Origin of the sequence: Paraplanobispora takensis (assembly GCF_016863195.1) — a bacterium.
In the GTDB taxonomy this organism is placed as follows: Bacteria; Actinomycetota; Actinomycetes; order Streptosporangiales; family Streptosporangiaceae; genus Planobispora; species Planobispora takensis.
In genome coordinates, this window is record NZ_BOOK01000020.1 from 87,384 (window position 1) to 109,676 (window position 22,293).

General features: G+C 70.5%; 18 protein-coding genes and 1 other RNA gene. 13 read left to right on the forward strand and 6 right to left on the reverse strand.

The window, feature by feature from the left end:
• The first annotated feature begins 183 nt into the window (after positions 1–183).
• The 6 genes from Pta02_RS14780 to Pta02_RS14805 are packed head-to-tail and all read left to right on the forward strand — an operon-like array spanning position 184 to position 7,611.
• Positions 184–822, forward strand: coding sequence for a DUF1961 family protein (locus Pta02_RS14780; RefSeq protein ID WP_203875377.1), 639 nt, complete (start codon positions 184–186; stop codon positions 820–822).
• Complete coding sequence (locus Pta02_RS14785) at positions 819–1,439, forward strand: YesL family protein (protein ID WP_203875378.1); 621 nt, start codon at positions 819–821, stop codon at positions 1,437–1,439. Before Pta02_RS14780 ends, Pta02_RS14785 begins: the two co-directional genes overlap by 4 nt.
• Complete coding sequence (locus Pta02_RS14790; protein ID WP_239130565.1) at positions 1,439–2,992, forward strand: extracellular solute-binding protein; 1,554 nt, start codon at positions 1,439–1,441, stop codon at positions 2,990–2,992. Before Pta02_RS14785 ends, Pta02_RS14790 begins: the two co-directional genes overlap by 1 nt.
• A gap of 57 nt (positions 2,993–3,049) precedes the next feature.
• On the forward strand, positions 3,050–4,021 hold the full coding sequence (locus tag Pta02_RS14795) for an ABC transporter permease (protein ID WP_203875379.1): 972 nt from the start codon (positions 3,050–3,052) through the stop codon (positions 4,019–4,021).
• Between the two features lie 12 nt (positions 4,022–4,033).
• Entirely contained in the window at positions 4,034–4,909 is an 876-nt protein-coding gene (locus Pta02_RS14800) for a carbohydrate ABC transporter permease (protein WP_203875380.1), read from the forward strand.
• The gene (locus Pta02_RS14805; protein WP_239130566.1) at positions 4,906–7,611 is read left to right on the forward strand and encodes an exo-rhamnogalacturonan lyase family protein; all 2,706 of its coding nucleotides are present in this window, start codon (positions 4,906–4,908) and stop codon (positions 7,609–7,611) included. Before Pta02_RS14800 ends, Pta02_RS14805 begins: the two co-directional genes overlap by 4 nt.
• Before the next feature lie 71 nt (positions 7,612–7,682).
• On the opposite strand, the gene arfA is transcribed toward Pta02_RS14805, so the two are convergent.
• Together arfA and Pta02_RS14815 are read right to left on the reverse strand one after the other, a co-directional pair.
• The gene (gene arfA, locus Pta02_RS14810) at positions 7,683–9,176 is read right to left on the reverse strand and encodes an arabinosylfuranosidase ArfA (protein WP_203875381.1); all 1,494 of its coding nucleotides are present in this window, start codon (positions 9,174–9,176) and stop codon (positions 7,683–7,685) included.
• A gap of 218 nt (positions 9,177–9,394) precedes the next feature.
• Positions 9,395–10,498 carry a DUF8094 domain-containing protein gene (locus Pta02_RS14815; protein ID WP_203875382.1) on the reverse strand — a complete coding sequence of 368 codons (1,104 nt, stop codon included), beginning with the start codon at positions 10,496–10,498 and terminating at the stop codon, positions 9,395–9,397.
• A gap of 56 nt (positions 10,499–10,554) precedes the next feature.
• Here Pta02_RS14815 and prfB point away from each other — a divergent pair, with 56 nt between their 5' ends.
• Positions 10,555–11,673 (forward strand): peptide chain release factor 2, encoded by a 1,119-nt coding sequence (gene prfB / locus Pta02_RS14820; protein ID WP_203875383.1) that lies wholly within the window; start codon positions 10,555–10,557, stop codon positions 11,671–11,673.
• Between the two features lie 75 nt (positions 11,674–11,748).
• On the opposite strand, the gene Pta02_RS14825 is transcribed toward prfB, so the two are convergent.
• Positions 11,749–11,940 (reverse strand): hypothetical protein, encoded by a 192-nt coding sequence (locus Pta02_RS14825; protein WP_203875384.1) that lies wholly within the window; start codon positions 11,938–11,940, stop codon positions 11,749–11,751.
• A gap of 234 nt (positions 11,941–12,174) precedes the next feature.
• Here Pta02_RS14825 and ftsE point away from each other — a divergent pair, with 234 nt between their 5' ends.
• The 5 genes from ftsE (at position 12,175) to ssrA (ending at position 16,956) form a co-directional block, all read left to right on the forward strand.
• A complete protein-coding gene (gene ftsE, locus Pta02_RS14830) occupies positions 12,175–12,864 on the forward strand; it encodes a cell division ATP-binding protein FtsE (protein WP_043620538.1) in 690 nt (229 codons plus the stop codon).
• Positions 12,865–12,894: 30 nt separating this feature from the next.
• The gene (gene ftsX / locus Pta02_RS14835; protein WP_203875385.1) at positions 12,895–13,803 is read left to right on the forward strand and encodes a permease-like cell division protein FtsX; all 909 of its coding nucleotides are present in this window, start codon (positions 12,895–12,897) and stop codon (positions 13,801–13,803) included.
• Positions 13,804–13,826: 23 nt separating this feature from the next.
• Complete coding sequence (gene smpB, locus Pta02_RS14840) at positions 13,827–14,294, forward strand: SsrA-binding protein SmpB (RefSeq protein WP_203875386.1); 468 nt, start codon at positions 13,827–13,829, stop codon at positions 14,292–14,294.
• A 5-nt stretch (positions 14,295–14,299) separates the two neighbouring features.
• Positions 14,300–16,180, forward strand: coding sequence for a penicillin-binding transpeptidase domain-containing protein (locus Pta02_RS14845; RefSeq protein WP_239130568.1), 1,881 nt, complete (start codon positions 14,300–14,302; stop codon positions 16,178–16,180).
• Between the two features lie 391 nt (positions 16,181–16,571).
• Positions 16,572–16,956: a transfer-messenger RNA gene (gene ssrA / locus Pta02_RS14850) on the forward strand.
• 177 nt (positions 16,957–17,133) lie between these two features.
• Here the strand turns inward: ssrA and Pta02_RS14855 are convergent.
• From Pta02_RS14855 to Pta02_RS14865, 3 genes are all read right to left on the reverse strand, one after another.
• Entirely contained in the window at positions 17,134–17,589 is a 456-nt protein-coding gene (locus Pta02_RS14855; RefSeq protein ID WP_203875388.1) for a hypothetical protein, read from the reverse strand.
• Positions 17,582–18,172: an RNA polymerase sigma factor gene (locus Pta02_RS14860; RefSeq protein ID WP_203875389.1), complete on the reverse strand. Its 591-nt coding sequence runs from the start codon at positions 18,170–18,172 to the stop codon at positions 17,582–17,584. The genes Pta02_RS14855 and Pta02_RS14860 overlap by 8 nt, the downstream gene beginning before the upstream one ends.
• Before the next feature lie 91 nt (positions 18,173–18,263).
• Positions 18,264–19,496: a S8 family peptidase gene (locus tag Pta02_RS14865; RefSeq protein WP_203875390.1), complete on the reverse strand. Its 1,233-nt coding sequence runs from the start codon at positions 19,494–19,496 to the stop codon at positions 18,264–18,266.
• A gap of 116 nt (positions 19,497–19,612) precedes the next feature.
• On the opposite strand from Pta02_RS14865, the gene Pta02_RS14870 reads away from it, so the two are divergent.
• The gene (locus Pta02_RS14870) at positions 19,613–22,243 is read left to right on the forward strand and encodes a CHAT domain-containing protein (protein ID WP_203875391.1); all 2,631 of its coding nucleotides are present in this window, start codon (positions 19,613–19,615) and stop codon (positions 22,241–22,243) included.
• The last annotated feature ends 50 nt before the right edge of the window (positions 22,244–22,293 follow it).

Genomic DNA, 22,293 nt, shown 5'->3' on the forward strand with positions numbered 1-22,293 from the left:
CGCTAGGGGAACGTTTTAATCCCCGGTAAAGCAGACGTAACACGTCTGTGAGCGATCACAACGTGGTGCTCCGGCGCGCACGGCGACCGGCGGCACGGGCCATCCCCTCCCCGCAGAGGGGCGCTTCACGACGGTTTGGAAAGCGCTTACCTAGAGGAGCGATCACACAGGAAAGGCGACGGCATGCCGTACCGCAATCCCCTCGCCTCATCCGCGGACCTCGACGGATTCCGGCTGGAGGGGGAGGGGGCGATCTCGTTCCCCCGGGGCAGGATGCGCCTGGAGAGCCTGCGGCCCCCCGAGGACGGGCAGGACGCCAACATCGTCCTGTGGTGCCCGGAGGACTTCCCCCCGGACGTCACCGTCGAGTGGGACTTCTGGCCCGTCCACGAGCCGGGCCTGTGCATCCTGTTCTTCCACGCCAGGGGCAGGAAGGGCGAGGACCTCTTCGACCTCGCGCCCCGGACCGGTCCCTACGAGCAGTACCACCACGGCGACCTGGACGCCTACCACGTGTCCTACTTCCGCCGCATGTGGCCCTCCGAGCGCCGCCTGCACACCTGCAACCTGCGCAAGAGCCACGGCTTCCACCTCGTCGCCCGGGGAGCGGACCCGCTCCCGGCGGTGCTGGACGCCCAGGGCCCCTATCCGGTGCGCCTGACCGTCCACCGGGGAGAGATCACCTTCCGGATCGGCGAGCTGGTCTCCTTCCGCTGGCGGGACGAGAGCCCGCTGCCCGGCGGGAAGATCGGGTTCCGGCAGATGGCCCCGATGATCGGGGAGTACGCGAACCTGCGGGTCACCCCGGGGGGTGACCGATGACCGCCTGGCCGGTCCGGCTCTACGCGGCCTGCGACGAGCTGGTGTGGGCGCTCCGGCTCAACCTCGCCTGGATCGTGTTCACCCTCGCCGGCGGAGTGGTGCTGGGGATCGGGCCCGCGACCGTCGCGGCGTACACGCTGGCCCGGCGGCACGCCCGGTCCGGGACCTCGCGGCTCTGGCCGGAGTTCGCGGCCGTCTACCGCCGGGAGTTCGTGCGCGGCTCGCTGCTGGTGCTCCCGCCGCTGGCGGTGGCGGGCGTGCTGTACGGCAACCACCTGTACTTCTCGGCCCTCGGGCTGGCAACGGCCCCGCCCGGGCTGATCACCTTCGCGGGGTTGCTCGTGGTGGCCGCCGTCACGGCCTACCTGCTGCCCATGTACGTCCACTACGACCTGCGGCCCCTGGCCTGCCTGCCCAAAGCCTCGCGGCTGGTCCTGGCCCGCCCCGCGTCCACGGTCCTGCTGCTGTTCGTCTTCACGGCGGTGGCGTTCGCCGCCACGACCTTCCCGTTCCTGGCGCTCGCGCTGGCCGGCGGCGCCTGGATCCAGCTCGACACCTGGCTCTGCCTGCGCTTCTTCGCCGAGAACGAGGCACACCTGCACCCGAAAGGCATCTGATGAACACCACCCCCCGCCGGCTGCTCGCCGGAACGGTCGCGCTGGCCACCGCCCTCCTCGCCTCCGCCTGCGGCAGTGACGACGGAGGAGGAGGGCAGTCCGCGGGCAACGAGCTGACCATGATGGTCCCGCTGTTCGGCACCGCCCCCGACCCCGGCGGCGAGGTGCACAAGGCGGTCGAGAAGGTCGTCGGCAAGAAGCTCAAGATCACCTGGGTGCCCAACGCCGAATACCAGGACAAGACCAACGTCACGCTCGCCTCGGACACGATCCCGCAGGTCATGGTCATCCAGGGCAAGATCCCCTCGTTCGTCCAGGCCGCGCAGGCCGGGGCGTTCTGGGAGCTCACCGACAAGCTGGACAAGTATCCGAACCTCAAGGCCAAGTCCGAGCAGGCCGAGCGCAACGCCTCGATCAACGGCAAGGTCTACGGCATCTACCGGGTCCGCCCGCTGCTGCGCTCGGCCGTGCTGTACCGCAAGGACTGGCTGGACAAGCTGGACCTGAAGGTCCCCGAGACCGTCGACGAGCTCTACGAGGTCGCCAAGGCCTTCACCGAGAAGGACCCGGACGGCAACGGCAAGAAGGACACCTACGGGCTGATCATCCCCAAGTGGCCCACGCCGGTCTTCTGCAGCTCAAGCCCGTACAACGTGGTCGAGACCTGGTTCGGCGCCCCGAACTGCTACGGAGACCGCGGCGGCAAGCTCGTGCCCACCTTCGACACCGAGGAGTTCTACACCGCCAACCGGTGGCTGAAGAAGATGGTCGGGGAGGGCCTGGTCAACCCGGACTTCGCCACCCTCGACTCGGGCAAGTGGAACGACCCGTTCGTCCAGGGCAAGGGCGGCATCATCATCGACGTCAACGTCCGGGCCACTCAGATGTACGGCCTGCTCAAGGAGCAGGACCCGGAGAAGTACGGTGACAAGCTCGCCATGGGCGGCAACCTCAAGCGCTCCGACGGCCAGAAGTTCTCCTACCCCTTCGACGGCTACAACGGCTTCCTGGCCGTCTCCAAGCAGAGCGTGCGCACCGAGGCCGAGCTGGACGAGGTGCTCAAGGCCCTGGACAGGCTGGCCACCGAGGAGGGCCAGACCCTGCTGGCCAACGGCATCGAGGGCCGCAACTTCAAGCTGGAGAACGGCTTCGACGTCCCGATCGGCGACGACGACCCGGCGGTCAAGACCATCAACAACGACGTCGACTTCGCCTTCATCCAGCTCGGCACCTGGGCCACCATCGGCATGGGCGTCTACGACGCCATGCCGGCCAGCGAGGCCGAGCAGGAGAACCTGAAGCTCCGCAAGGAACTGGTCGAGCTCGACCTGCAGACGGCCGTGAACAACCCGACGCTGCCGATCGTCTCGCCCACCTACGTCAGCAAGGGCGCGACCCTCGACCCGATCGTCTCCGACGCCCGGGTGAAGTACCTGGCCGGCGAGATCACCGAGGAGCAGCTCCGGGCCGAGGTCGAGCGCTGGCACGAGAGCGGCGGCGACCAGGTGATCGCCGAGATCAACGACCTGCACGCCAAGCTCGGCGGCAGCTGACCCGACCTGACGGGGGGCCCGGCGCGGCCGGGCCCCTCCCGGTGAAAGGAGGCCGCTGTGGCCACCGACCTGGCGCCGCCTCCGGTGAAGGCGGTCCCCGACCCGGAGCGCGGCCCCGCGAGGGTGCCGATCCGCACCGCGCTGCTGCGGTACCGCTGGCTGTACCTGATGCTCGTCCCGGGCCTGGCCTACTTCGTGGTCTTCAAGTACCTGCCGATGTACGGCCTGACGATCGCCTTCCAGGACTTCGTGCCGTTCCTGGGCTACTCGGGCAGCGAGTGGGTCGGCTTCAAGCACTTCGAGGAGCTGTTCACCGGCCCCGACTTCGGCCGCCTGCTGTCCAACACGCTGATCCTCGCGCTGCTGACGGTGATCTTCGTCTTCCCGGCGCCGATCATCGTCGCGCTGATGCTGAACGAGCTGCGGGTCAGCGTGCTCAAGCGCTCGATCCAGTCTTTGATCTACATCCCGCACTTCCTGTCCTGGACGATCGTCGCCTCCCTGACGTACCTGCTGTTCGCGGTGGACTTCGGGGTGATCGCGAACTTCATCCACGAGGTGTTCGGCGGTCCCCGGACCGACTACGTCGCGCAGGCGGACTGGTTCCGGCCGATCATCATCATGCAGACGCTGTGGAAGTCGACCGGCTGGGGCACGATCATCTATCTGGCCGCGCTGGCGAGCGTGGACCCGAACCTCTACGAGGCGGCCCGCATGGACGGCGCCGGGCGCCGGCGGCAGTTCTGGCACATCACGCTGCCCGCCATCCGCCCCACGATCGTGGTCATGGCCATCCTCACCTCGGGCAACCTGCTCGACGCCAGCTTCGAGCAGATCTGGCTGATGACCAACTCGCTGAACCGATCGGTCGCCGACGTCTTCGACAGCTACGTCTACTACATCGGCATCACCCAGGGCGCCTTCAGCTACTCCACCGCCGTCGGCCTGTTCAAGGGCCTGGCCGGCGTCGTCCTGATCTTCGGCTCCAACTGGCTGGCCAAGCGCCTGGGCCAGCGCGGACTGTTCTAGGGAGCGCCCGGCATGTCGGTCAACCACTACAAGTCCCTCGGCAGCCGCGTCTTCGACGCGCTCAACATCGCGCTGCTCACCGCCCTGGCCCTGGTCACGGTGCTGCCGCTGCTCTACGTGCTGGCCGGGTCGTTCGCCACCGAGTCGGAGATCGCCACCCGGCCGTTCTTCCTGTGGCCGGAGAAGTTCGTCACCGACACCTACGAGTACATCTTCGGCACCGGCACCTTCGTCCGCGCCCTGATCACCACGATCTGCGTGACGGCGGCCGGCACGGTGGTCCAGGTCATGCTGACCTTCACCATGGCCTACCCGCTGGCCAAGCGGTACCTGCCGGGACGCGCGCTCGTGCTGAACCTGGTCATCTTCACGCTGGTGTTCAGCGGCGGCATGGTCCCCACCTACCTGGTGGTGCGCGACCTGGGACTGCTCGACAGCTACTGGGCGCTGATCCTGCCGCTGGCGATCAACCCGTTCTACCTGATCATCGTCAAGAGCTTCTTCCAGGAGCTGCCGCAGGCGCTGGAGGAGGCGGCGCGCATCGACGGCTGCAACGAGATGGGCGTCTTCTTCAAGATCGTGCTGCCGCTCTCCAAGCCGATCATCGCCACGTTCTCGCTGTTCTACGCGGTGGGCATCTGGAACGACTACGTCTCACCGCTGCTGTACATCGACGACTCCGGCAAGTGGACGCTGCAGGTGCTGGTCCGCCAGCTCACCAGCGCCGACGCCGAGAACGCCCTGGCCCAGCTCGACTCGGTCTTCTTCCCGGCGCAGGGCCTGAAGTTCGCGGTCATCGTCATCGCGACGCTGCCGATCCTGTTCTTCTATCCGTTCCTGCAGAAGTACTTCGCCAAGGGCGTGCTGATCGGGTCGGTGAAGGAGTGAGGGCCGAGGGGACGGTGCCCGCGACGGCGACGGCCGGGGCGACGGCGGGCGGGGCGACGGCGCTGCGCTGGCTGGAGGGCCCGTGCCGGCAGGGCGTGAGCTGGGGGGTGCCCTGGCCGCGCGGCGCCGTACGGCCCGGCACCCCCTTCGCGCTCGCCGGCGGCACGCCCGTGCAGAGCTGGACCACCGCCACCTGGCCCGACGGCTCGGTCAAGTGGTCGGCCCACGCCGTCGGCCCGCAGGCCGTGCCCGCCGCCTCCTACGAGCTGGTCCCGGGCACCGAGCCCGCCGCGCCGCAGGAGCCGGTGACGGTCACCCGCGAGGGCGACGCGCTGCGGGTGGCCGCCGGGCCGGTCGCCTGGGCGCTGCCGGGCAGGGACGGGACCGACCTGATCACGTCCATCACGTACGGCGGCGCCGAGATCGCGCGTGAGGTGCGCCTGGTCAGCCTGCGCCAGGACACCCCCGACGAGGACGGCTCGCGCGTCCGCGCGCCGTACACCGGGAGGGTCACGCGGGTCGTCGTCGAGCAGGACGGCCCGGTGCGCGCGGTCGTGCGGCTGGAGGGCCGGCACGTCCCCGACGGGGGCGCCGGGGGAGGCACTGCGGAGGGCGCCGGGAACGGCCCCGGGGAGGGCACCGCGGAGGACGGTTCTTGGCTGCCGTTCACCGTGCGCCTGTACTTCTACGCCGGGGCGGCGGACGTGCGCGTCGTGCACAGCTTCGTCTGGGACGGCGACGCCTCCCGGGACTTCCTGGCCGGTCTGGGCCTGCGGGCGCGGGTGGTCATGCGCGACGCGCTGCACGACCGGCACGTCCGGCTGGCCGGTGCGGAGGGCTTCCTCACCGAGGCCGTCCGCGGCCTGACCGGCCTGCGCCGCGATCCGGGCGAGGCCGTACGGCGCGCGCAGGTCGGGGGCCGTCCGGCCGGTGGGATCGGCGACCCGGAGGTGGCCGATCGCCTCCACCTGATCCCGGCCTGGAACGACTACATCCTCGACCAGGCGAGCGCCGACGGCTTCACCCTGCGCAAGCGCACCGCGCCCGGCCACGCCTGGGTCACCGTCCCGGCGGGCACGAGGTCGCGGGGGTACGGCTACGTCGGGGGCGTCACCGGCGGCCTGGGCTTCGGGCTGCGCGACTTCTGGCGGCTGCACCCCACCCGGCTCGACGTCCGCGGCGCCGCGACCGGCCTGGCCGCCGCCACCGTCTGGCTCTGGTCGCCCGGCGCCCCGCCCATGGACCTGCGCTTCTGGCACGACGGGATGGGCCAGGACACCCACGCCGGGCAGCTCGAAGGGCTGGAGATCACCTACGAGGACCACGAGCCCGGCTTCGGCGACCCGCACGGCGTCGCCCGCACCCACGAGCTGAGCCTGCGGGCCTGCCCGGCCACCCCGGCCGCCGCCGAGCTGGCCGAGTACGCCGCGTTGCTGGAGAGTCCCGGACTGCTGACCGTCACCCCCGGGCGGACGCGGGCGGCGGGCGTGTTCGGCACCTGGTCGCCGCCCGACCGCTCCGCCCCGGCCGCCGCGGCGATCGAGGACCGGCTGGACTTCCTGGCGGACTTCTACGCGCGTCAGCGCGAGGAGCGCCGGTGGTACGGGTTCTGGGACTACGGCGACGTCATGCACGCCTACGACCCCGACCGGCACACCTGGCGCTACGACGTGGGCGGCTACGCCTGGGACAACTCCGAGCTCTCACCGGACCTGTGGCTGTGGTACCAGTACCTGCGCACCGGCCGGGCCGACGTCTTCCGCCTGGCCGAGGCGATGACCCGGCACACCGGCGAGGTGGACGTCTATCACCTGGGCCGGTGGAAGGGGCTGGGGTCCCGGCACAACGTGCAGCACTGGGGGTGCAGCTGCAAGCAGCTGCGCGTCTCCAACGCCGCCTACCGGCGCTTCCTCTACTATCTGACCGCCGACGAGCGCACCGGGGACCTGCTCGACGAGCTGGCCGCGCCCGAGGAGACGTTCCTGGCCGTCGACCCGCTGCGCAAGGTCCGCCGCGACGTCTACACCCCCGATCCCGTCGCGCTCTCGGTCGGGCTCGGCGTGGACTGGGGGGCGCTGGCCGCCGCCTGGCTCACCCGATGGGAGCGGCACGGCGACGAGCGGGCCCGGGACCGGCTGCTGGGCACGATGGCCGACATCGGGGCGCTGCCGTACGGCTTCCTCACCGGCGAGGCCCGCCTGGACCTGGCCACCGGCCGGTTCGACACCACCCGGGAGGTCATCGACGTCTCCCACCTGTCGGCGCTGTTCGGGCTCCCGGAGATCTGCGCCGAGCTGATCGACCTGGAGCTGGGCGTGCCCGGCTTCGAGCGGGCCTGGCTGGACTACTGCCGGCTCTACCTCGCCCCCGCCGAGCGGCAGGCCGCCGAGGTCGGCCGGGCGCTGTCGGGCATCTCGATGATCCAGGCGCACAGCAGGCTCGCCGCCTACGCCGCGGCCCGCACCGGCGACGCGGAGCTCGCCCGGCTCGCCTGGCGGGCATTCTTCGTGGACGAGGGCGACCAGCTCAACGTCAACCCGCTGCAGCGGCAGGACGACTGGCGGCTGACCGAGGTGCGCGGCCCGGCCGTGCTCATGCCGGTCACCGAGGCGCCGTTCGTCTCCACCAACGACGCCGCCCAGTACGGCCTGGCCGCCATCCAGAACCTGGCGCTCATCGGGGACCGGATCACCGCTCCCTGAGCCGTCGCCCTCTGAGCCGTCCTCGTCGATCGGAGCCCGGCCCCCGGTTCCCGCCGGGGGCCGGGGACCCGTCACGGGCCGAGGCGGATGACGTTCCAGGACAGCGGGGGCAGCGTCGCGCGCAGCCGGCCGTCCTCGACCGCGGCGCCCTCCAGCGGGCGGGGCCGTACCCGGTCGGGGTCCTCGCGGGTGTTCCTGGCGTGCCGGTCGTCGTCGGCGAGCGTCTCGTGGGAGAGCACGCGGAGCCCGTCCAGCGTCCGCAGGTCCACGGTCAGCTCCATCGGCCCGTCCAGCGCGCGGTTGACGGCGAAGACCGTGACGGTGCCGTCGTCCCCGTCGCGCACGGCGGTGGCGTGCAGCAGCGGCGCCTCGCCGTACTTGGCGGTCTCGACGACGGGGGAGACGGGCTCGACGCGCAGCACCTCGCCGCGGCCGTACCGGGCGGCCTGGGCGAACGGGTGGAAGATCGTCTGACGCCAGGCCGGTCCGCCGGGCTCGGTCATGATGGGGGCGATCACGTTGACCAGCTGGGCCTGGCAGGCGATCTTCACCCGGTCCGCGTGCCGGAGCAGGGCGATCAGCATGCCCCCCACGGCGACGGCGTCGGTGAGCGAGTAGGTGTTCTCCAGCAGCCGGGGCGCCCGCTCCCAGGGCCGGGCCTCCTCCTCCAGCGGCTTCATGTACCAGACGTTCCACTCGTCGAACGACAGGGTGATCCGCTTGCGCCGCTTGAGCTTGGCCCGCACGTGGTCGCAGGTGGCCACCACGTCCTCGATGAAGCCCTCCATCGCCGAGCCGGAGGCCAGGAAACTGGCCGGGTCGTCGTCCTCCTCCCGGTAGTAGGCGTGCAGCGACACGTGGTCGACGTCGTCGTAGGCGGCCGTCAGGATCTCCTCCTCCCAGGCGCCGAAGGTCGGCATGTCATGGTGGGAGCTGCCGCAGATCACCAGTTCGAGGCCCGGGTCGATCATCCGCATGGCCCGGGCGGCCGCCGTGGCGAGCGTCCCGTAGTCGGCGGCGGGCCGGTGCCCGATCTGCCAGGAGCCGTCCATCTCGTTGCCCAGGCACCACATCCGGATGCCGTACGGCTCCGCCGCGCCGTGCTCGGCCCGCAGGTCGGACAGGTACGTGCCGCCCGGGTGGTTGGCGTACTCCAGCAGGTCGCAGGCCTCCTGGACGCCCCGCGTGCCGAGGTTGACCGCCATCATCGGCTCGACCCCGGCCGCGCGCGCCCAGGCGGCGAACTCGCCCAGGCCGAACGCGTTGGTCTCGATCGACCGCCACGCGGGCTCCAGCCGTACCCGGCGATCGGGGCCGACGCCGTCCTCCCAGCGGTGGCCCGAGACGAAGTTGCCGCCCGGGTAGCGCACGACGGTGACGCCCAGCTCGCGGACCAGGTCGAGCACGTCACGGCGCAGGCCGTGCTCGTCGGCGGTGGGATGGCCGGGCTCGTGGATGCCGGTGTAGACGCATCGGCCCAGGTGCTCGACGAAGGAGCCGAACAGCCGGGGGTCGGCGGAGCCGATGGAGAAGGAGGGGTCGAGGGTGAAGGAGGCGCGGTGCATTGATGCCCTTCCGATCTCTGCCAGGTCACGGAAGATTAAAACGTGTCAGGCCGCCGTACGCCATGCTTGACCGGATTTATCTGGGAATTTCGGAGCAGGCGTGGCGTGACGGCGCCGGTTCCCCTGGAATATTGCTAAAACGTTTTGCTGGGGGATCGGCTCGGTGAGGCCGGGAAGCGGTGAGTTTCGAGAACCGGTGCCCCTGAGAGCCGGCGTCCCTAGGAACTGGTGACCCTGGTGATGCCGCCGGCGTAGCCGATGACGCGGGCGAGGTCGTGACTGCTCTTGGGCGGCACCGTGCCGGCGTACTGCTGCGTCTCCACAATGCGCACCTCCTTCTTGAGGGTCTTGCGGTGCTCCGCGCGCTGGTCCTCGGGCACCTTCGCCATGAGATCCGCGGAGGGATAGATCTTGGCCGACCAGGTCGTCGTCCTGATCAGCGAGTACATGATCAGTGCCCCGCCGTCCGCGGTGCGCAGCGCGTGCACCGGGTAGCCGGACGCGGCGAAGATCGAGTCGTAGCCGAGGCCGTTGCCCTTCTCCACCTCGCGCACGGAGATGATCTCCTTCGCGTGCGCGGTGGTGTGCGGGCCGTCGGCGATCAGCCCGGTGGCGAAGCCGGCCTGTCCCTCCTCGGCGGTGGTCGCGTGCAGCGGGGCCATCAGCCGCGGGCTGATCTGCACGGCGGAGTCGTCCTCGCCCAGGGCGGTGGCGTAACCCTCGGCGTCCTGGGCGATCTCCGGCGGCGCCGTGTCGAGCAGGGACATCGAGGAGATCTGCCACCCCTGCCCGGCCCGCACCACCGTCAGCAGGGCGGGGCGGGCCCGCCCCTCGGCGTCGCGGCGGTCGACGACCGCGGCGAACCAGGCGGGCCCCTGGCTCAGCCGGGGGACCAGCAGCCGCGGCTCGCCCCAGGTGTGGCGGGGGACGTCCTGCTTCATGCGCGCGGCGCTGGCGAAGGCGGCCTGGGTCAGCGCGAGGTAACCGTCGCGGGCCTGCTTGAGCAGGTTGTTCTGGTCGGCGAGCCGCTGCGGGTCGGCCGCGCCCAGGACCGCGTCGGCGGCGAGGATGTCCTTCAGCGCCCTGGTCGCCTCGGCCGTCGTGACCTGCGGGCGGGCGGCGGAAGCGGGGGCGGTGGTCGCGCCGCTCGCCGCCGGGCTCCCGGCGGGGGCCGCCTCCCCGGCGGAGCAGGCCGTCGTCACCGCGGCCGCGGTGACCAGGGCGAGCGAGAGCGCGAGCAGACCCCGTCGCCCTTGTCCCCGCACGCTCGCCTCCCGATGGCGCCTCCCGCTGGTGCCCGTCGCGGCGACCAGCCTAGCCACGACCCGGGCCCGAGCCGTACACAACGGGGGGCGGAGGTCGCGTACCCTTTACAGACGTGGCACTCAACGATCCGACAGAAGAGATCAACGAGCTTACCGGCACGCTGAACAGCATTCAGGACGTGCTGGACCTCGACGCGATGCGCAAGCAGATCGAGGAGCTGGAGGATCAGGCCGCCGCGCCCGACCTGTGGAACGACCAGGAGCGGGCCCAGAAGGTCACCAGCAAGCTCTCCTATCTGCAGGGTGAGATCAACAGGATCGACGCGCTCGGTCAGCGGTTGGAGGACCTCACCGTCCTGTACGAACTCGCCGACGCCGAGGACGACCCGGACACCCGGGAGGAGGCCGACCGCGAGCTGGAGGCGCTCAAGAGCGACGTCGGCGCGCTGGAGGTCCGCACCCTCCTGTCGGGCGAGTACGACGCGCGCGAGGCGGTCGTCACGATCAACTCCCAGGCCGGAGGCGTGGACGCCGCCGACTGGGCCCAGATGCTCCTGCGGATGTACATGCGCTGGGCCGAGCGCAAGGGCTATCCGACGGAGGTCTACGAGACCTCCTACGCCGAGGAGGCCGGCATCAAGTCGGCGACCTTCACGGTCAAGGCCCCCTACGCCTACGGCACCCTGCGCGGCGAGCACGGCACCCACCGGCTGGTCCGGATCAGCCCGTTCGACAACCAGGGCCGCCGCCAGACCTCCTTCGCGGGCGTGGACGTGGTCCCCGTCGTCGAGACGACCGACCACATCGACATCAACGAGGACGACCTGCGGGTCGACGTCTACCGGTCCTCGGGCCCGGGCGGCCAGGGCGTCAACACCACCGACTCGGCGGTGCGCCTGACCCACCTGCCCACCGGCATCGTGGTGTCCTGCCAGAACGAGCGCTCCCAGCTGCAGAACAAGGCGACCGCCATGGCGGTCCTGCAGGCCAAGCTGCTGGAGCGCAAGCGGCAGGAGGAGGCGGCGGCGCTGAGCGAGATCCGGGGTGAGACCACCACCTCGTGGGGCACCCAGATCCGCAACTACGTGCTGCACCCGTACCAGATCGTGAAGGACCTGCGGACGGGCACCGAGGCGGGCAACCCGGGCGCGGTGCTGGACGGCGACCTCGACGAGTTCATCGAGGCGGAGATCCGCTGGACCCGCCGTCAGGAATCGGGCGGCGAGTCCTAGGACCCCCGCCGGGGCCCTCGGCCGGGAACCGGGCGGTGGGTTCCCGGACCCGCGGCCGGGAGCCACGGGGGCCGCTCAGGCCCCCGTGAGGTGCTTCAGGGCCAGGGTGAGGAAGAAGAGCACGATCAGCGCCAGGGAGACCAGGGCGGGGGTCATCCCGCCCAGACCGCCCTGGTGCATGCGGTCGCGGTTGGCCCGGCACAGGGGGCAGCGGCCCTCGGCGACGGGGTGTGCGCACCGCGCGCAGACCAGATCGTCACAGCTCATGATGTCCTCGCCTTCGGAGACGTGACCACTTTATGCGGTCGTTACCGGGCGCCGAATCGTTTTGTTTCCGTTATGGACCTTCCATGCCAGTCTTCCCCCTAGACTGGGCTCCGGCCAACGGGGGCCTCGATCAGGGTAAAGATCGGAGCCCTCCGGCCGGAGAGAGGCGGGAAGTGGTCCTCTGCCACCACCGCGACCGTCCTAACCCCTAGACTGACATGCCGTGATGCGCCCGTGATCCATTTTGATAATGTCACCAAGGTCTACGCGAACCAGAACCGGCCCGCGTTGGACCACGTCAGCGTTGACGTCGACAAGGGCGAGTTCGTGTTCCTCGTCGGCCCTTCGGGGTCCGGGAAGTCGACCTTTCTCCGCCTGATCCTCAAGGAGGAGCGTCCCAACTCCGGGGCGATCCACGTGGCCGGCAAGGATCTCGCCCGACTGTCCAACTTCAAGGTGCCGCACCTGCGCCGCCGGATCGGCTGCGTGTTCCAGGACTTCCGGCTCCTGCCGAACAAGAACGTGTACGAGAACGTCGCGTTCGCCCTTGAGGTCATCGGAAAGCCGCGGCGGTTCATCCGCAAGGTCGTCCCCGAGGTCGTCGAGCTCGTCGGCCTGGAGGGCAAGGCCCACCGGATGCCCGACGAGCTGTCGGGCGGTGAGCAGCAGCGGGTCGCGATGGCCCGCGCCTTCGTCAACCGGCCGATGATCCTCCTCGCCGACGAGCCGACCGGGAACATCGACCCGGCGACGAGCATCGGCATCATGAAGGTGCTCGACCGCATCAACCGGACGGGCACCACCGTCGTCATGGCCACGCATGACGCGGCCATCGTCGACTCCATGCGCAAGCGCGTAGTGGAACTGGAGGACGGAAAGATCGTCCGAGACCAGTCGCGTGGCGTCTACGGCCAGGCGTACTGAACCAGGACCGGCAAAAGCGACAGGAAGAGCATGCGGGCAAACTTCATCTTCTCCGAGGTCTGGATCGGCCTCCGCCGTAACCTCACGATGACCATCGCGGTCATCGTGACGGTGGCGATCGGCATGGCGTTGCTGGGTATCGGTCTGATGATCAACTCTCAGATCTCCGGCATGAAGGACTACTGGGCGGACAAGGTCGAGGTCTCGGTCTTCCTGTGCAAGAAGAACGACCCGTTCCCGCAGTGCAAGGGCACCGGCGGCGTCAACGAGCAGGAGCAGGCGGCACTCAGGGCGACCATCGAGGCGATGCCCGAGGTCCAGCAGGTGGAGTTCGAGGACGCGGCCAGCGCCTATGAGAACTTCAAGGTGCAGAACGCCAACAACACCGTGCTGCTCTCGGCGATCCAGGTCGAGGACATGCCCGAGTCCTTCCGGGTCAAGCTCAAGGACCCCAACAGCTACGGGTCGGTGATCGAGGAGCTCAAGGGCGCCCCCGGGGTCTCCAACGTGATCAACCAGAAGGAGATCCTGGAGAAGTTCTTCGGGCTGCTGGAGAAGCTCCGCTGGTTCGCCCTCATGATCGCCGGCTTCCTGGTCATCGCGGCCACCCTGCTGATCGGCAACACGGTCCGGCTGTCGGCGTACAACCGCCGGCGCGAGACGGGCATCATGCGCCTGGTCGGCGCCTCCAACCTCTACATCCAGCTGCCGTTCGTGATGGAGGGCGTCATCGCCGGTCTGATCGGCGGTGTGGTGGCGGCGGTCCTGCTGATCGTCACCAAGGTCTTCCTCTTCGACGGCGTGCAGATCTACCTCGCCAACAACAGTCAGCTCAGCTGGGAGACCGTCGCCTCGGTGATCAGCCTCACCATGGTCGTCGGCGTCCTGATCTGTGTGCTCGCCTCGTTCGTCACGCTCCGCCGTTACCTGCGTGTGTGAGGCGTCCCGGTAGGCTCCAAGGCATGCCACGTGAGACCGGGCGGAAGGTCGTCGCCCAGAACAAGCGTGCCCGGCACGACTATCACATCGAGGACACCTACGAGGCCGGCCTCGTGCTGCAGGGCACCGAAGTCAAGTCACTGCGCCTCGGCCGCGCCTCCCTCGTCGACGGGTACGCCACGCTCAAGGACGGCGAGGCGTGGTTGATCAACATCCACATCCCCGAGTACACCATGGGGACGTGGACCAACCACGCGGCGCGGCGCACGCGCAAGCTGCTCCTGCACCGCAAGGAGATCGAGAAGCTGGCCGCCAAGACGAAGGAGGGCGGCCTCACCCTGGTCCCGCTGTCGCTCTACTTCAAGGACGGCAAGGCCAAGGTGGAAATCGCCCTGGCCAAGGGTAAGAAAGACTGGGACAAGCGGCAGAGCCTGGCCGAGAAGCAGGCCAAGCGGGAGATCGCCCGCGAAATCAGGCACCGGAACAGATGACCGTGATGGGCAGACCCCGCAGGACCGTCTCCGCCGCCCTCGCGCTGGCGGTGATGGTCCCCACGCTCTCCGCGTGCTTCGAGGAGCCCTCGGCCCACGAGGCGGTCCGCGACTTCCTGGTCGGCTGGCAGACCGGTGACTACGTCACGGCGGCCCGGCGCACCGACGGCGACGAGAAGACGGTGAGCAAGGCGCTGGAGGACGCCAGGATCCAGCTCGACGCGGCCTCGTTCCGGTTCGCGGTCAAGGGGATCAAGAGCGAGGGCGGGGAGGCCCAGGCCGACTTCGCGGCCGAGGTCGACCTGGGGGAGAACAACCCCCTGTGGGAGTACGACGGCAAGCTCCCCCTCCACCTGGTGGACGGGCGCTGGAAGGTGCGCTGGTCGCCCAGCGTGCTCCACCCCCGGCTGCGCGAGGGCCAGCGCTTCGCGGTGGACGTCGACCCTGAGAGCCGCCACCCGATCGTCGACTACACCGGTGACGCGCTGCAGGAGCTCGCCAGCCTGCACGTGGCCAGCGTCATCCCGGCCAAGCTGGAGGATCCGGCCAGGCTCTGCGAGCAGCTGTCCAAGGTGACGGGCTTCCCCAAGGACCGGCTGCTGAGCCGGATCCTGTCGGCCAGTCCCAGCAAGCAGGTGCCGCTGGTCACCTTCGGGCCCGCCAGGTTCGCCAAGCTCCGCCCGCAGCTGGAGGCCATCGAGGGTCTGCAGTTCTCGCCGCAGAAGCAGGCGGTCGCGCCCGCCTCGCCCGAGCAGATCGTCGGCACGGTCACCGCCGTCACGCCGAAGACCGAGCAGCAGCTCGGCGGCCCGCAGCGCGCCGGTGACACGGTGGGCAACGACGGCCTGCAGCGGGCCTACCAGGAGTACCTGACGGGCTCGACCAAGACCAGCGTGATCACCGTGGATCTCAAGACGCTGGAGGAGGCCGAGGAACTCGCCACCTGGCGGCCCGGCCGCGCCGCCGCGCCGGTGCAGACCACGCTCGACCGGCACGCCCAGAAGGCCGCCGACTCGGCGCTGGCCGGGGGCTACCGCGGCATGCTGGTCGCGGTGCAGGCCTCGACCGGAAACGTGCTGGCCGTGGGCAGCACCAAGGAGTACAACCAGGAGACGGACGCCCTCGCCGGGCAGTTCCCCGCCGGGACCGCCTTCTCGATCATCTCCGTCGAGGCGCTGCTCAAGGCGCAGGTGGACCTCAAGCAGAAGCTCGCCTGCCCGCAGGACCGGACCGTGGGCGGGGCCAGGTTCCACCACTCCGGCCCGCCGGCCGGCAGCGCGCCCACCCTCCAGGGCAACTTCGCCAACGGCTGCGTGACCGCGCTGGCCTCGCTCGCCCGCCGGATCGACCCGGCCGTGCTGCAGGCCGGCGCCACCGAGTTCGGCATCGGCTCGGGGTGGACCCTGCCGCTGAAGTCCTTCAGCGGCTCGATGCAGCCGCTGAAGAACGACGCGGCCGTGGCCCGCGCGCTCGCCGGGCAGAACGTCTCGGTCAGCCCGCTGTCGATGGCCCTGGTGGCCGGGGCGGTCGCCTCGGGCACCTGGCGGCCGCCGGTCCTGGTCACCGCCCCCAAGCTCTCGGACCTGTCGGCCGAGGCCGAGCCGCCCAAGGTCGTGCCCCCGGTCGAGCTCGACGAGAAGACCGTGACCACCCTGCGCGCCCTCATGCGCACCGGGGTGACCTCGGGCTCCGCCCGGACCGCGGCCGCCCCGGGCGACCCGGTGCACGGCATCACCGCCGCCGCGTCGCGGGACCGCAAGCCGCTGGCCTGGTTCGTGGGCTGGCAGGGGGACGTGGCGGTGGCCGTGCTCGTGGACGGCTCCGACTCCACCGCCGGAGCGACCGTCGCCGGCCGGTTCTTCCAGAACCTGCGTGACGGGATGTGACCTCGTGAGAAATTTTCATGACTCCGAGCAACCATCGGGCACCTGATCGGCGTCTTCCTAAGTGACTGAGCACCGCTCGGGGGGTTGCGGGCTCAGTCGCCGTGATGAGATCAGGGCTTCATCTCGGGGGAAGCCCTGCCGTCCGGACCGGCTCGACCCTGCCGGTCGGCCCCGGGGGACGCGTGCGTGACGCCGCGCCCCCGGGGCTTCGGCGTTTCCGCGGAGCTTCCGGGCCCGCGGAGCTGCGGGGCCCGGGGTCCGCAGGACCGCGGGAGTTCCGGGTTTCCTCACCTCCCGGCCCGCCGGGCGGGAATTGAGTTGGCGCCGGAGTCGTTGTAACCGGTATCTTCGGATCGCCCGGCCCTTCGGGGGCGGGTTGACAACTCAACAGGGGGGTGACTGGTTTCGACTTTGGCTTTGCAAGTCAGGGGAAGCGGGTCGGGGACTGCGGACATAACCCCGTCAACACTGTGACCGCGACCAATAAGTGCCAATAAGAAGCACTCCGAGGTTAGCCAGGGTTCCCTGGCCCTCGCCGCCTAAGCAGCGAGGAACCTCTGCCGGCCCGGGAGCGCCTCCGGCCCGGATCCGGCATCGCTAGGAGGCTCAACCGCGAGACCCGGCCACGGGGTCGAGCGGGAAATCTAACAGTGGCTGAGCCCGTCGGCGTCTTGCCTGTGTGATCGCCGGGGCTGAGAAAAGCACAGCAGGCTGCACCCGGAGAAGCCCTGGTTTGGAGTTGAAGGACGCGGGTTCGATTCCCGCCACCTCCACCCAAGTCGCGTCACTCGGACACCGCTCACCGAGAGCGGTGCCGAGGAGCGCGCACCCCCTGTGAACGGCGGTGCCTGTCAAGGCACCGCCGTTGTCGTCTGCGGCCCCGTGGACGTGCGAGCACGTGCCGGAGCCGGTGGCTCAGGCGGCGCCGTCCGCCGCTCGCCCCTCCCTCGGGTTCAAAGCGTGATCCAGGTGGTCAGCACGTTCAGGCCGCCGGGGGTGCGGCAGTGCAGGCGGAAGGGCTCGGCGGGAATGGGCTGGATGGTGAAGAAGCCCACCTTGTCGGTGGTCCTCACGGCGTCCTGGCCCGACCTCTCCTGGACGTGGACCTCCGCCTCCTGCGGGGGGACCAGCTGCCCCAGCAACTGCAGCCCGGTCACCTCGAGCTCGATGGTCAGCCCCGCGGAGACGAAGGTGAGAGTGCGCAGTGAGGCCGGCTCGGCCCGCGTCAGGGACTGGGGCTCCGCGCTGAGGTGGGAGTCGTGCACGAGCTGGGCGAGCTCGATGTCGATGTCGTCCATCGTGAACGCCGCCCGGGCCGCCGCGACGAACTCGGGCGGTACGTCCTTGGCGGCGGCCAGCGCCACCGCCAGCCGGGCCAGCAGTTCCTCGTCGCTCCAGACCTCAGCCATATTGCTCACTCCTGGAGCTCTCGGTGGTCATCAACGCGACCAGAGCGGGATTGGCTCGTAGTTTCTCCAGGCAGCGGGCGCGTGTCGGGCCGATGCTGCCGATCGACATCCCCAGCCGGGTGCTGATCTCCTCGTACGGCACGCCCTCGATGCGAAGGAGCAGGATCCGCTGGCACGTGGAGGAGAGCTCCGCGAACGCGGCGCGCAGGGTCGCGTTCCGCTCGGCGGCCTCCAGCTCCTGCTCGATCAGCTTGGACTCGTCGTCCGGGGTCATCTCGAAGTCCAGGGGTTGCTCGGTGCCCTCTTGTCTGCGTCTTGCCCGGAATACGCGAGAGCATTCGTGCTTGGTGGTCGTGGCGAGCCAGCCGGGCAGGGCCGCCGGCTCGCGCAGGGCCTTCAGCTGCCCCACGGCGCGCAACCACACGTTCTGCGCCACGTCGTCGATGTCGGAGCGGGCCAGCCCGTAACGGCGGCAGATCGACCAGACGAGTGGCGCGTACCGATCGACCAGTTCGTTCCACGCGTCCTGGTCACCCTCGCGGGCACGGATGACCAGGGCGGTGACCGCGGGAGCGTCCGTCATTGACGCCTCCTCCCACCTGTCGTGGGGATGGCGCCGGGGCGACCGGCGCCATCAGTCAATCTATGGAGCGCGGGTCCTCAGGTCACGCGGGCTACGGTGCCGCCGTCTGCCACGGGGGCCTGGGGAACCGATCGTTCGCTTCCCGGACCGAGATGCCCTCGCGTTCGGCGAGCGCGGCCACGTCCCCGCTGTACTGGGCGGTTGCGAAGGAAGTCCCGCTCCATCTGGCGTAGCCGGGATCACCGAACGACTGTATGCCGTGCGAGACGAGCACTCCGTCGGCGTTCCGGTGCGAGATGTCGACATCGTCGGACAGGAAGGTGCTTTCCACGCCGACACCGCGTGCCTGCCTCTTCACCCAGGGCAACCGGGGACTGAACGACGCTCGTTCTCCGTTGGCGTCGGTGGCTCCGACGGCGACCACGTCGTCGAGGGCGGCCGGCCAGACCGGTGTCCGAGCTGTCATCTTCGGGTACGGCAACGGCTTTTCGATGTTCCCGTGGTTGCCCGCGGCGGCGATGAGCAGGATGTCGGAGGAGAGACGCTCGACCGCCCGCTGCAGGACGAGAGGAGGATCGTCGTCGTCGGTGACGGAGGCGAACGACATGTTGAGGATGTCCACCCCGGCGTCCCGGAACGCCACCATCTCGTTGGCGACGTCCCAGGAGGAGGCGGTACCGCTCTCGTCCAGCACCGACCGGACGACGATCTCCGCGTTCGGAGCCTGCCGGACGATGACCCCGGTGACGAAGGTGGCGTGTGCCGTCGTGGAGGGCAGGCCCGTCGCGTTGCGGCGGAAGAGCGAGTCCCCGGCGGTCAGGTACCTGCCGTCCAGATCCTCGTGGGGGAACAGCATGGTGTCCAGGACACCGATCCGCTTCCGGTTCGGATGAGGCTCTCCGCGCTCGGGAAGATCGATCCTGGCTACCCGTACCGGATCTATCTCGTCTCCGCCGATGTGGGGTGAACCCCACACACCGCCCAGGAAACGGTTCTTGCCGAAGATCGGTTTCCGTGTCCTGTAGGTGGTCTCCTCCTTGGCCCTCTCACGCAGATAGAACAGGAGCAGGTCCAGATCCGTCGGCTCCGGCCTCTGCATGGAGCTCTCAAGGCCCTCTCGCCCGTAGGCGTCGATCGCTTCGGCGAGGCCGCTCAACTTGAGCCGCTGGAGGCCGAGCGCCTGGCTCTCGCTCCTCTCGCTCACCCCCACACCGAGTGACTGCAACTCCCGGTCGACGAAGCCGACGTCGTTCAGGTCCACCACGATCTCGTCGTCTTGGAAGGCCGAGACCACGCTCTGCTGACCGCTGTCTTGTAGCGACATGTAACCCTGCCTCTCTCCGGAACGTCTCCAGAACGGGGAGCTCACATCGGTACGGAGGCGCTTTGTCGCCCGGCTGATACATCACAAGCGAAACTTTCTCCGGCACACTCCGGTGGGTGGACGCGACGGAGCTGCTGCGGCTGGCGGAGGCCGACCCCGCACGGCTGGCATCGCTGGTGACCGAGACCGTGAGCCGGGCGCGGGCCGAGGGCGATCTCGTGCTGGAGTCGACCGCCGAGCGCGCCCTGGGCGCCGCGATGCTGTACCTGGACGGTCCCGACAGCGCGATGCGGCACCTGCGCGCCGCGATGCGGCTCGCCGAGCGGGCGGGCTCGGCCGAACTCGCCGCGGAGGCGCGGATCCGGCTCGCCCTGGTGATGAACGTCCGCGGCCGGCCCCGCCGGGCGATGCGGGAGATCGAAGCGGCGATGGGCGACCTGCGCGGCGCGGGGCGGGCCCGGGGGGAGGCGCAGCGCGCGGCGATCATGGCCCAGCTCGGCCACCACGACGAGGCGTTCGCCGGTTTCCGGGCGGTGATGCCCGTCCTGCGCCGCGACGGGGACCGCGTGTGGCTGCAGCGGGTGCTGTCCAACCGCGGGGTGATCCACGGCTACCGGAACGAGTTCGGCGCGGCGGAGGCGGACCTGCGCGAGGCGGAACGGCTGTGCCAGCTGCTGGACCTGACGTTGTCGCTGGGATTCGTCCAGCAGAACCTGGGCTGGGTGAACGCCATGCGCGGCGACGTGCCCGAGGCCCTGCACTATCTCAGCCTCGCCGAGCGCTGCTTCCGCAGGCTGGGGGCGCCGCTGGGCGAGCTGTTCACCGACCGCAGCCAGCTCCTGCTCTCCGTCGGGCTGGTGTCGGAGGCGGGGGAGGCCGCCGAGGAGGCCGTACGGCTCTTCGAGCGCGAGCACCGGCAGCTCGGGCTGCCCGAGGCGCGGTTGCTGCTGGCCCGCGCGGCCGTCATGCAGGGCGACGACGCGCGGGCCCGGCTGGAGGCGCAGAGCGCGGAGCGCGAGTTCGCCCGGCAGAACCGGGCGGGGTGGGCGACCCTGGCCCACTTCGTGGTGCTGCGATCGAGCGTGAACCGGGGGCAGCGCTCACCGGCGACGCTGCACGCCCTGGAGCGGTGCGCCGCCGCGCTGCTCGACGCCGGGTGGCCCGCCGCCGCGTTGGAGGCCCGCCTGCTGGTCGCGCAGGACGCCCTCGAACGGGGCTGGTCGGATCGCGCGTGCGTCCTGCTGGGGGAGGCCGCCCGGGCCCGCCGTCGCGGGCCGGCCCTGACCCGGGCGAGGGCCTGGCACGCCGCGGCGCTGCTGCGGCTCACGCAGGGCAACCGCCGCGGGGCCAGGAGCGCGATCCGTACGGCCCTGCGCGTCCTGGACGAGCACCGGGCCACGTTCGGCGCGACCGACCTGCGCGCGCACTTCTCCGAGTACCGGGTGGACCTGGCGGAGCTGGGACTGCGCATGGCCTTCGAGGAGGGCTCGGCGGCGCGCGTGCTGAGCTGGGCCGAGCAGGGCCGGGCGAGTCATCTGCTGATACCGCCGGCGCGCCCGCCGGACGATCCCCGGCTGGCCGACGCCCTGGCCGAGCTGCGCGCCACGGTCCGGCGGATCCAGGCACGGCGGGCCGCGGGACAGGGCGCCGGACGGCTCCTGCACCGTCAGATCACCCTTGAGGAGGACATCCGGGACTACTGCCGGCAGAGCTCGGTGTCCTCTCTGGAGCCGACCGAGCCGGTGCCGGCCGACCGGCTGGCGCAGGCCCTCGGGGACGCCGTCCTGGTGGAGTTCGTCAGCCTCGACGGGAGGCTGCACGCCATCACCGTCGTCGACGGCCGCGTCCGGCTGAGGAGCCTGGGAGCGCTGTCGCCGATCACCGACCTCGTCGAGCGGGTGCCCTTCGCCCTGCACCGGCTGGCCCGCCGTCACGCCAGCCCGGACAGCCGGGCGGCCGCGGTGGCGATGCTCCGGCACGCCGCGGCCGAGCTGGACGCGATCCTGTTCGGCCCGCTCGCCGCCGACCTGGCCGACCGGCCGCTGGTGCTCGTCCCCACCGGCCCGCTCCAGTCGCTGGCCTGGTCCGTCCTGCCCTCCTGTGCGGGGCGTCCGCTCAGCCTGTCGCCGTCGGCGACCCTGTGGCACCTGGCCGGCCGCAGGCGGTCGCCGGAGGGGCCGGTGGTCGCCGCCGCCGGTCCGGCCCTGTCGGGCGCCCGGAGCGAGGCCGAGGCGGTGGCCGGGATCCACTCCGCCTCGGCCCTGGTGGAGTCGGCCGCGACCGTCGAGGCGGTCATCAAGGCGGTCGACGGCGCGCGCCTGGCCCACCTGGCGGCGCACGGGCACCTCCACCCCACCAACCCGCTGTTCTCCTCGCTGCGGTTCGCCGACGGCCCGCTGACCGTCTACGACCTGGAGCAGCTGCGGAACTCACCGCAGATCGTCATCCTGGCGGCGTGCGACAGCGGGCGGTCGGTGATCCGGGCGGGGGACGAGCTCCTCGGGCTCAGCGCGAGCCTGCTGGCCCGCGGCGCCCGCAACATCATCGCCTCGGTGGTCCCCATCCCGGACACCGAGACGGCCACCCTCATGATCACTCTGCACGAGTTCCTGGCCACCGGGCATTCCGCCGCCGAGGCCCTGGCACGGGCCCAGCGGCAGGTGGCGGCCGAGGACACCCAGGCGATGGCCGCGGCGTCCGCCGGGTTCGTGTCGATGGGGGCGGACTGCACGCTGTCCGGCGTCTGATCAGGCCGCCGTCTGATCAGGGCCGCCCTCTGACCGGATCCGCCGTCTGA

What these genes read in the sequence shown, in the direction of transcription:
- Pta02_RS14780 (WP_203875377.1), top strand. Translation starts at nt 184, where the DNA reads ATGCCGTACCGCAATCCCCTCGCCTCATCCGCGGACCTCGACGGATTC.
- Pta02_RS14785 (WP_203875378.1), top strand. Translation starts at nt 819, where the DNA reads ATGACCGCCTGGCCGGTCCGGCTCTACGCGGCCTGCGACGAGCTGGTG.
- Pta02_RS14790 (WP_239130565.1), top strand. Translation starts at nt 1,439, where the DNA reads ATGAACACCACCCCCCGCCGGCTGCTCGCCGGAACGGTCGCGCTGGCC.
- Pta02_RS14800 (WP_203875380.1), top strand. Translation starts at nt 4,034, where the DNA reads ATGTCGGTCAACCACTACAAGTCCCTCGGCAGCCGCGTCTTCGACGCG.
- arfA (WP_203875381.1), bottom strand. Translation starts at nt 9,176, where the DNA reads ATGCACCGCGCCTCCTTCACCCTCGACCCCTCCTTCTCCATCGGCTCC.
- Pta02_RS14825 (WP_203875384.1), bottom strand. Translation starts at nt 11,940, where the DNA reads ATGAGCTGTGACGATCTGGTCTGCGCGCGGTGCGCACACCCCGTCGCC.
- ftsX (WP_203875385.1), top strand. Translation starts at nt 12,895, where the DNA reads ATGCGGGCAAACTTCATCTTCTCCGAGGTCTGGATCGGCCTCCGCCGT.
- smpB (WP_203875386.1), top strand. Translation starts at nt 13,827, where the DNA reads ATGCCACGTGAGACCGGGCGGAAGGTCGTCGCCCAGAACAAGCGTGCC.
- Pta02_RS14845 (WP_239130568.1), top strand. Translation starts at nt 14,300, where the DNA reads ATGGGCAGACCCCGCAGGACCGTCTCCGCCGCCCTCGCGCTGGCGGTG.
- Pta02_RS14855 (WP_203875388.1), bottom strand. Translation starts at nt 17,589, where the DNA reads ATGGCTGAGGTCTGGAGCGACGAGGAACTGCTGGCCCGGCTGGCGGTG.
- Pta02_RS14860 (WP_203875389.1), bottom strand. Translation starts at nt 18,172, where the DNA reads ATGACGGACGCTCCCGCGGTCACCGCCCTGGTCATCCGTGCCCGCGAG.
- Pta02_RS14865 (WP_203875390.1), bottom strand. Translation starts at nt 19,496, where the DNA reads ATGTCGCTACAAGACAGCGGTCAGCAGAGCGTGGTCTCGGCCTTCCAA.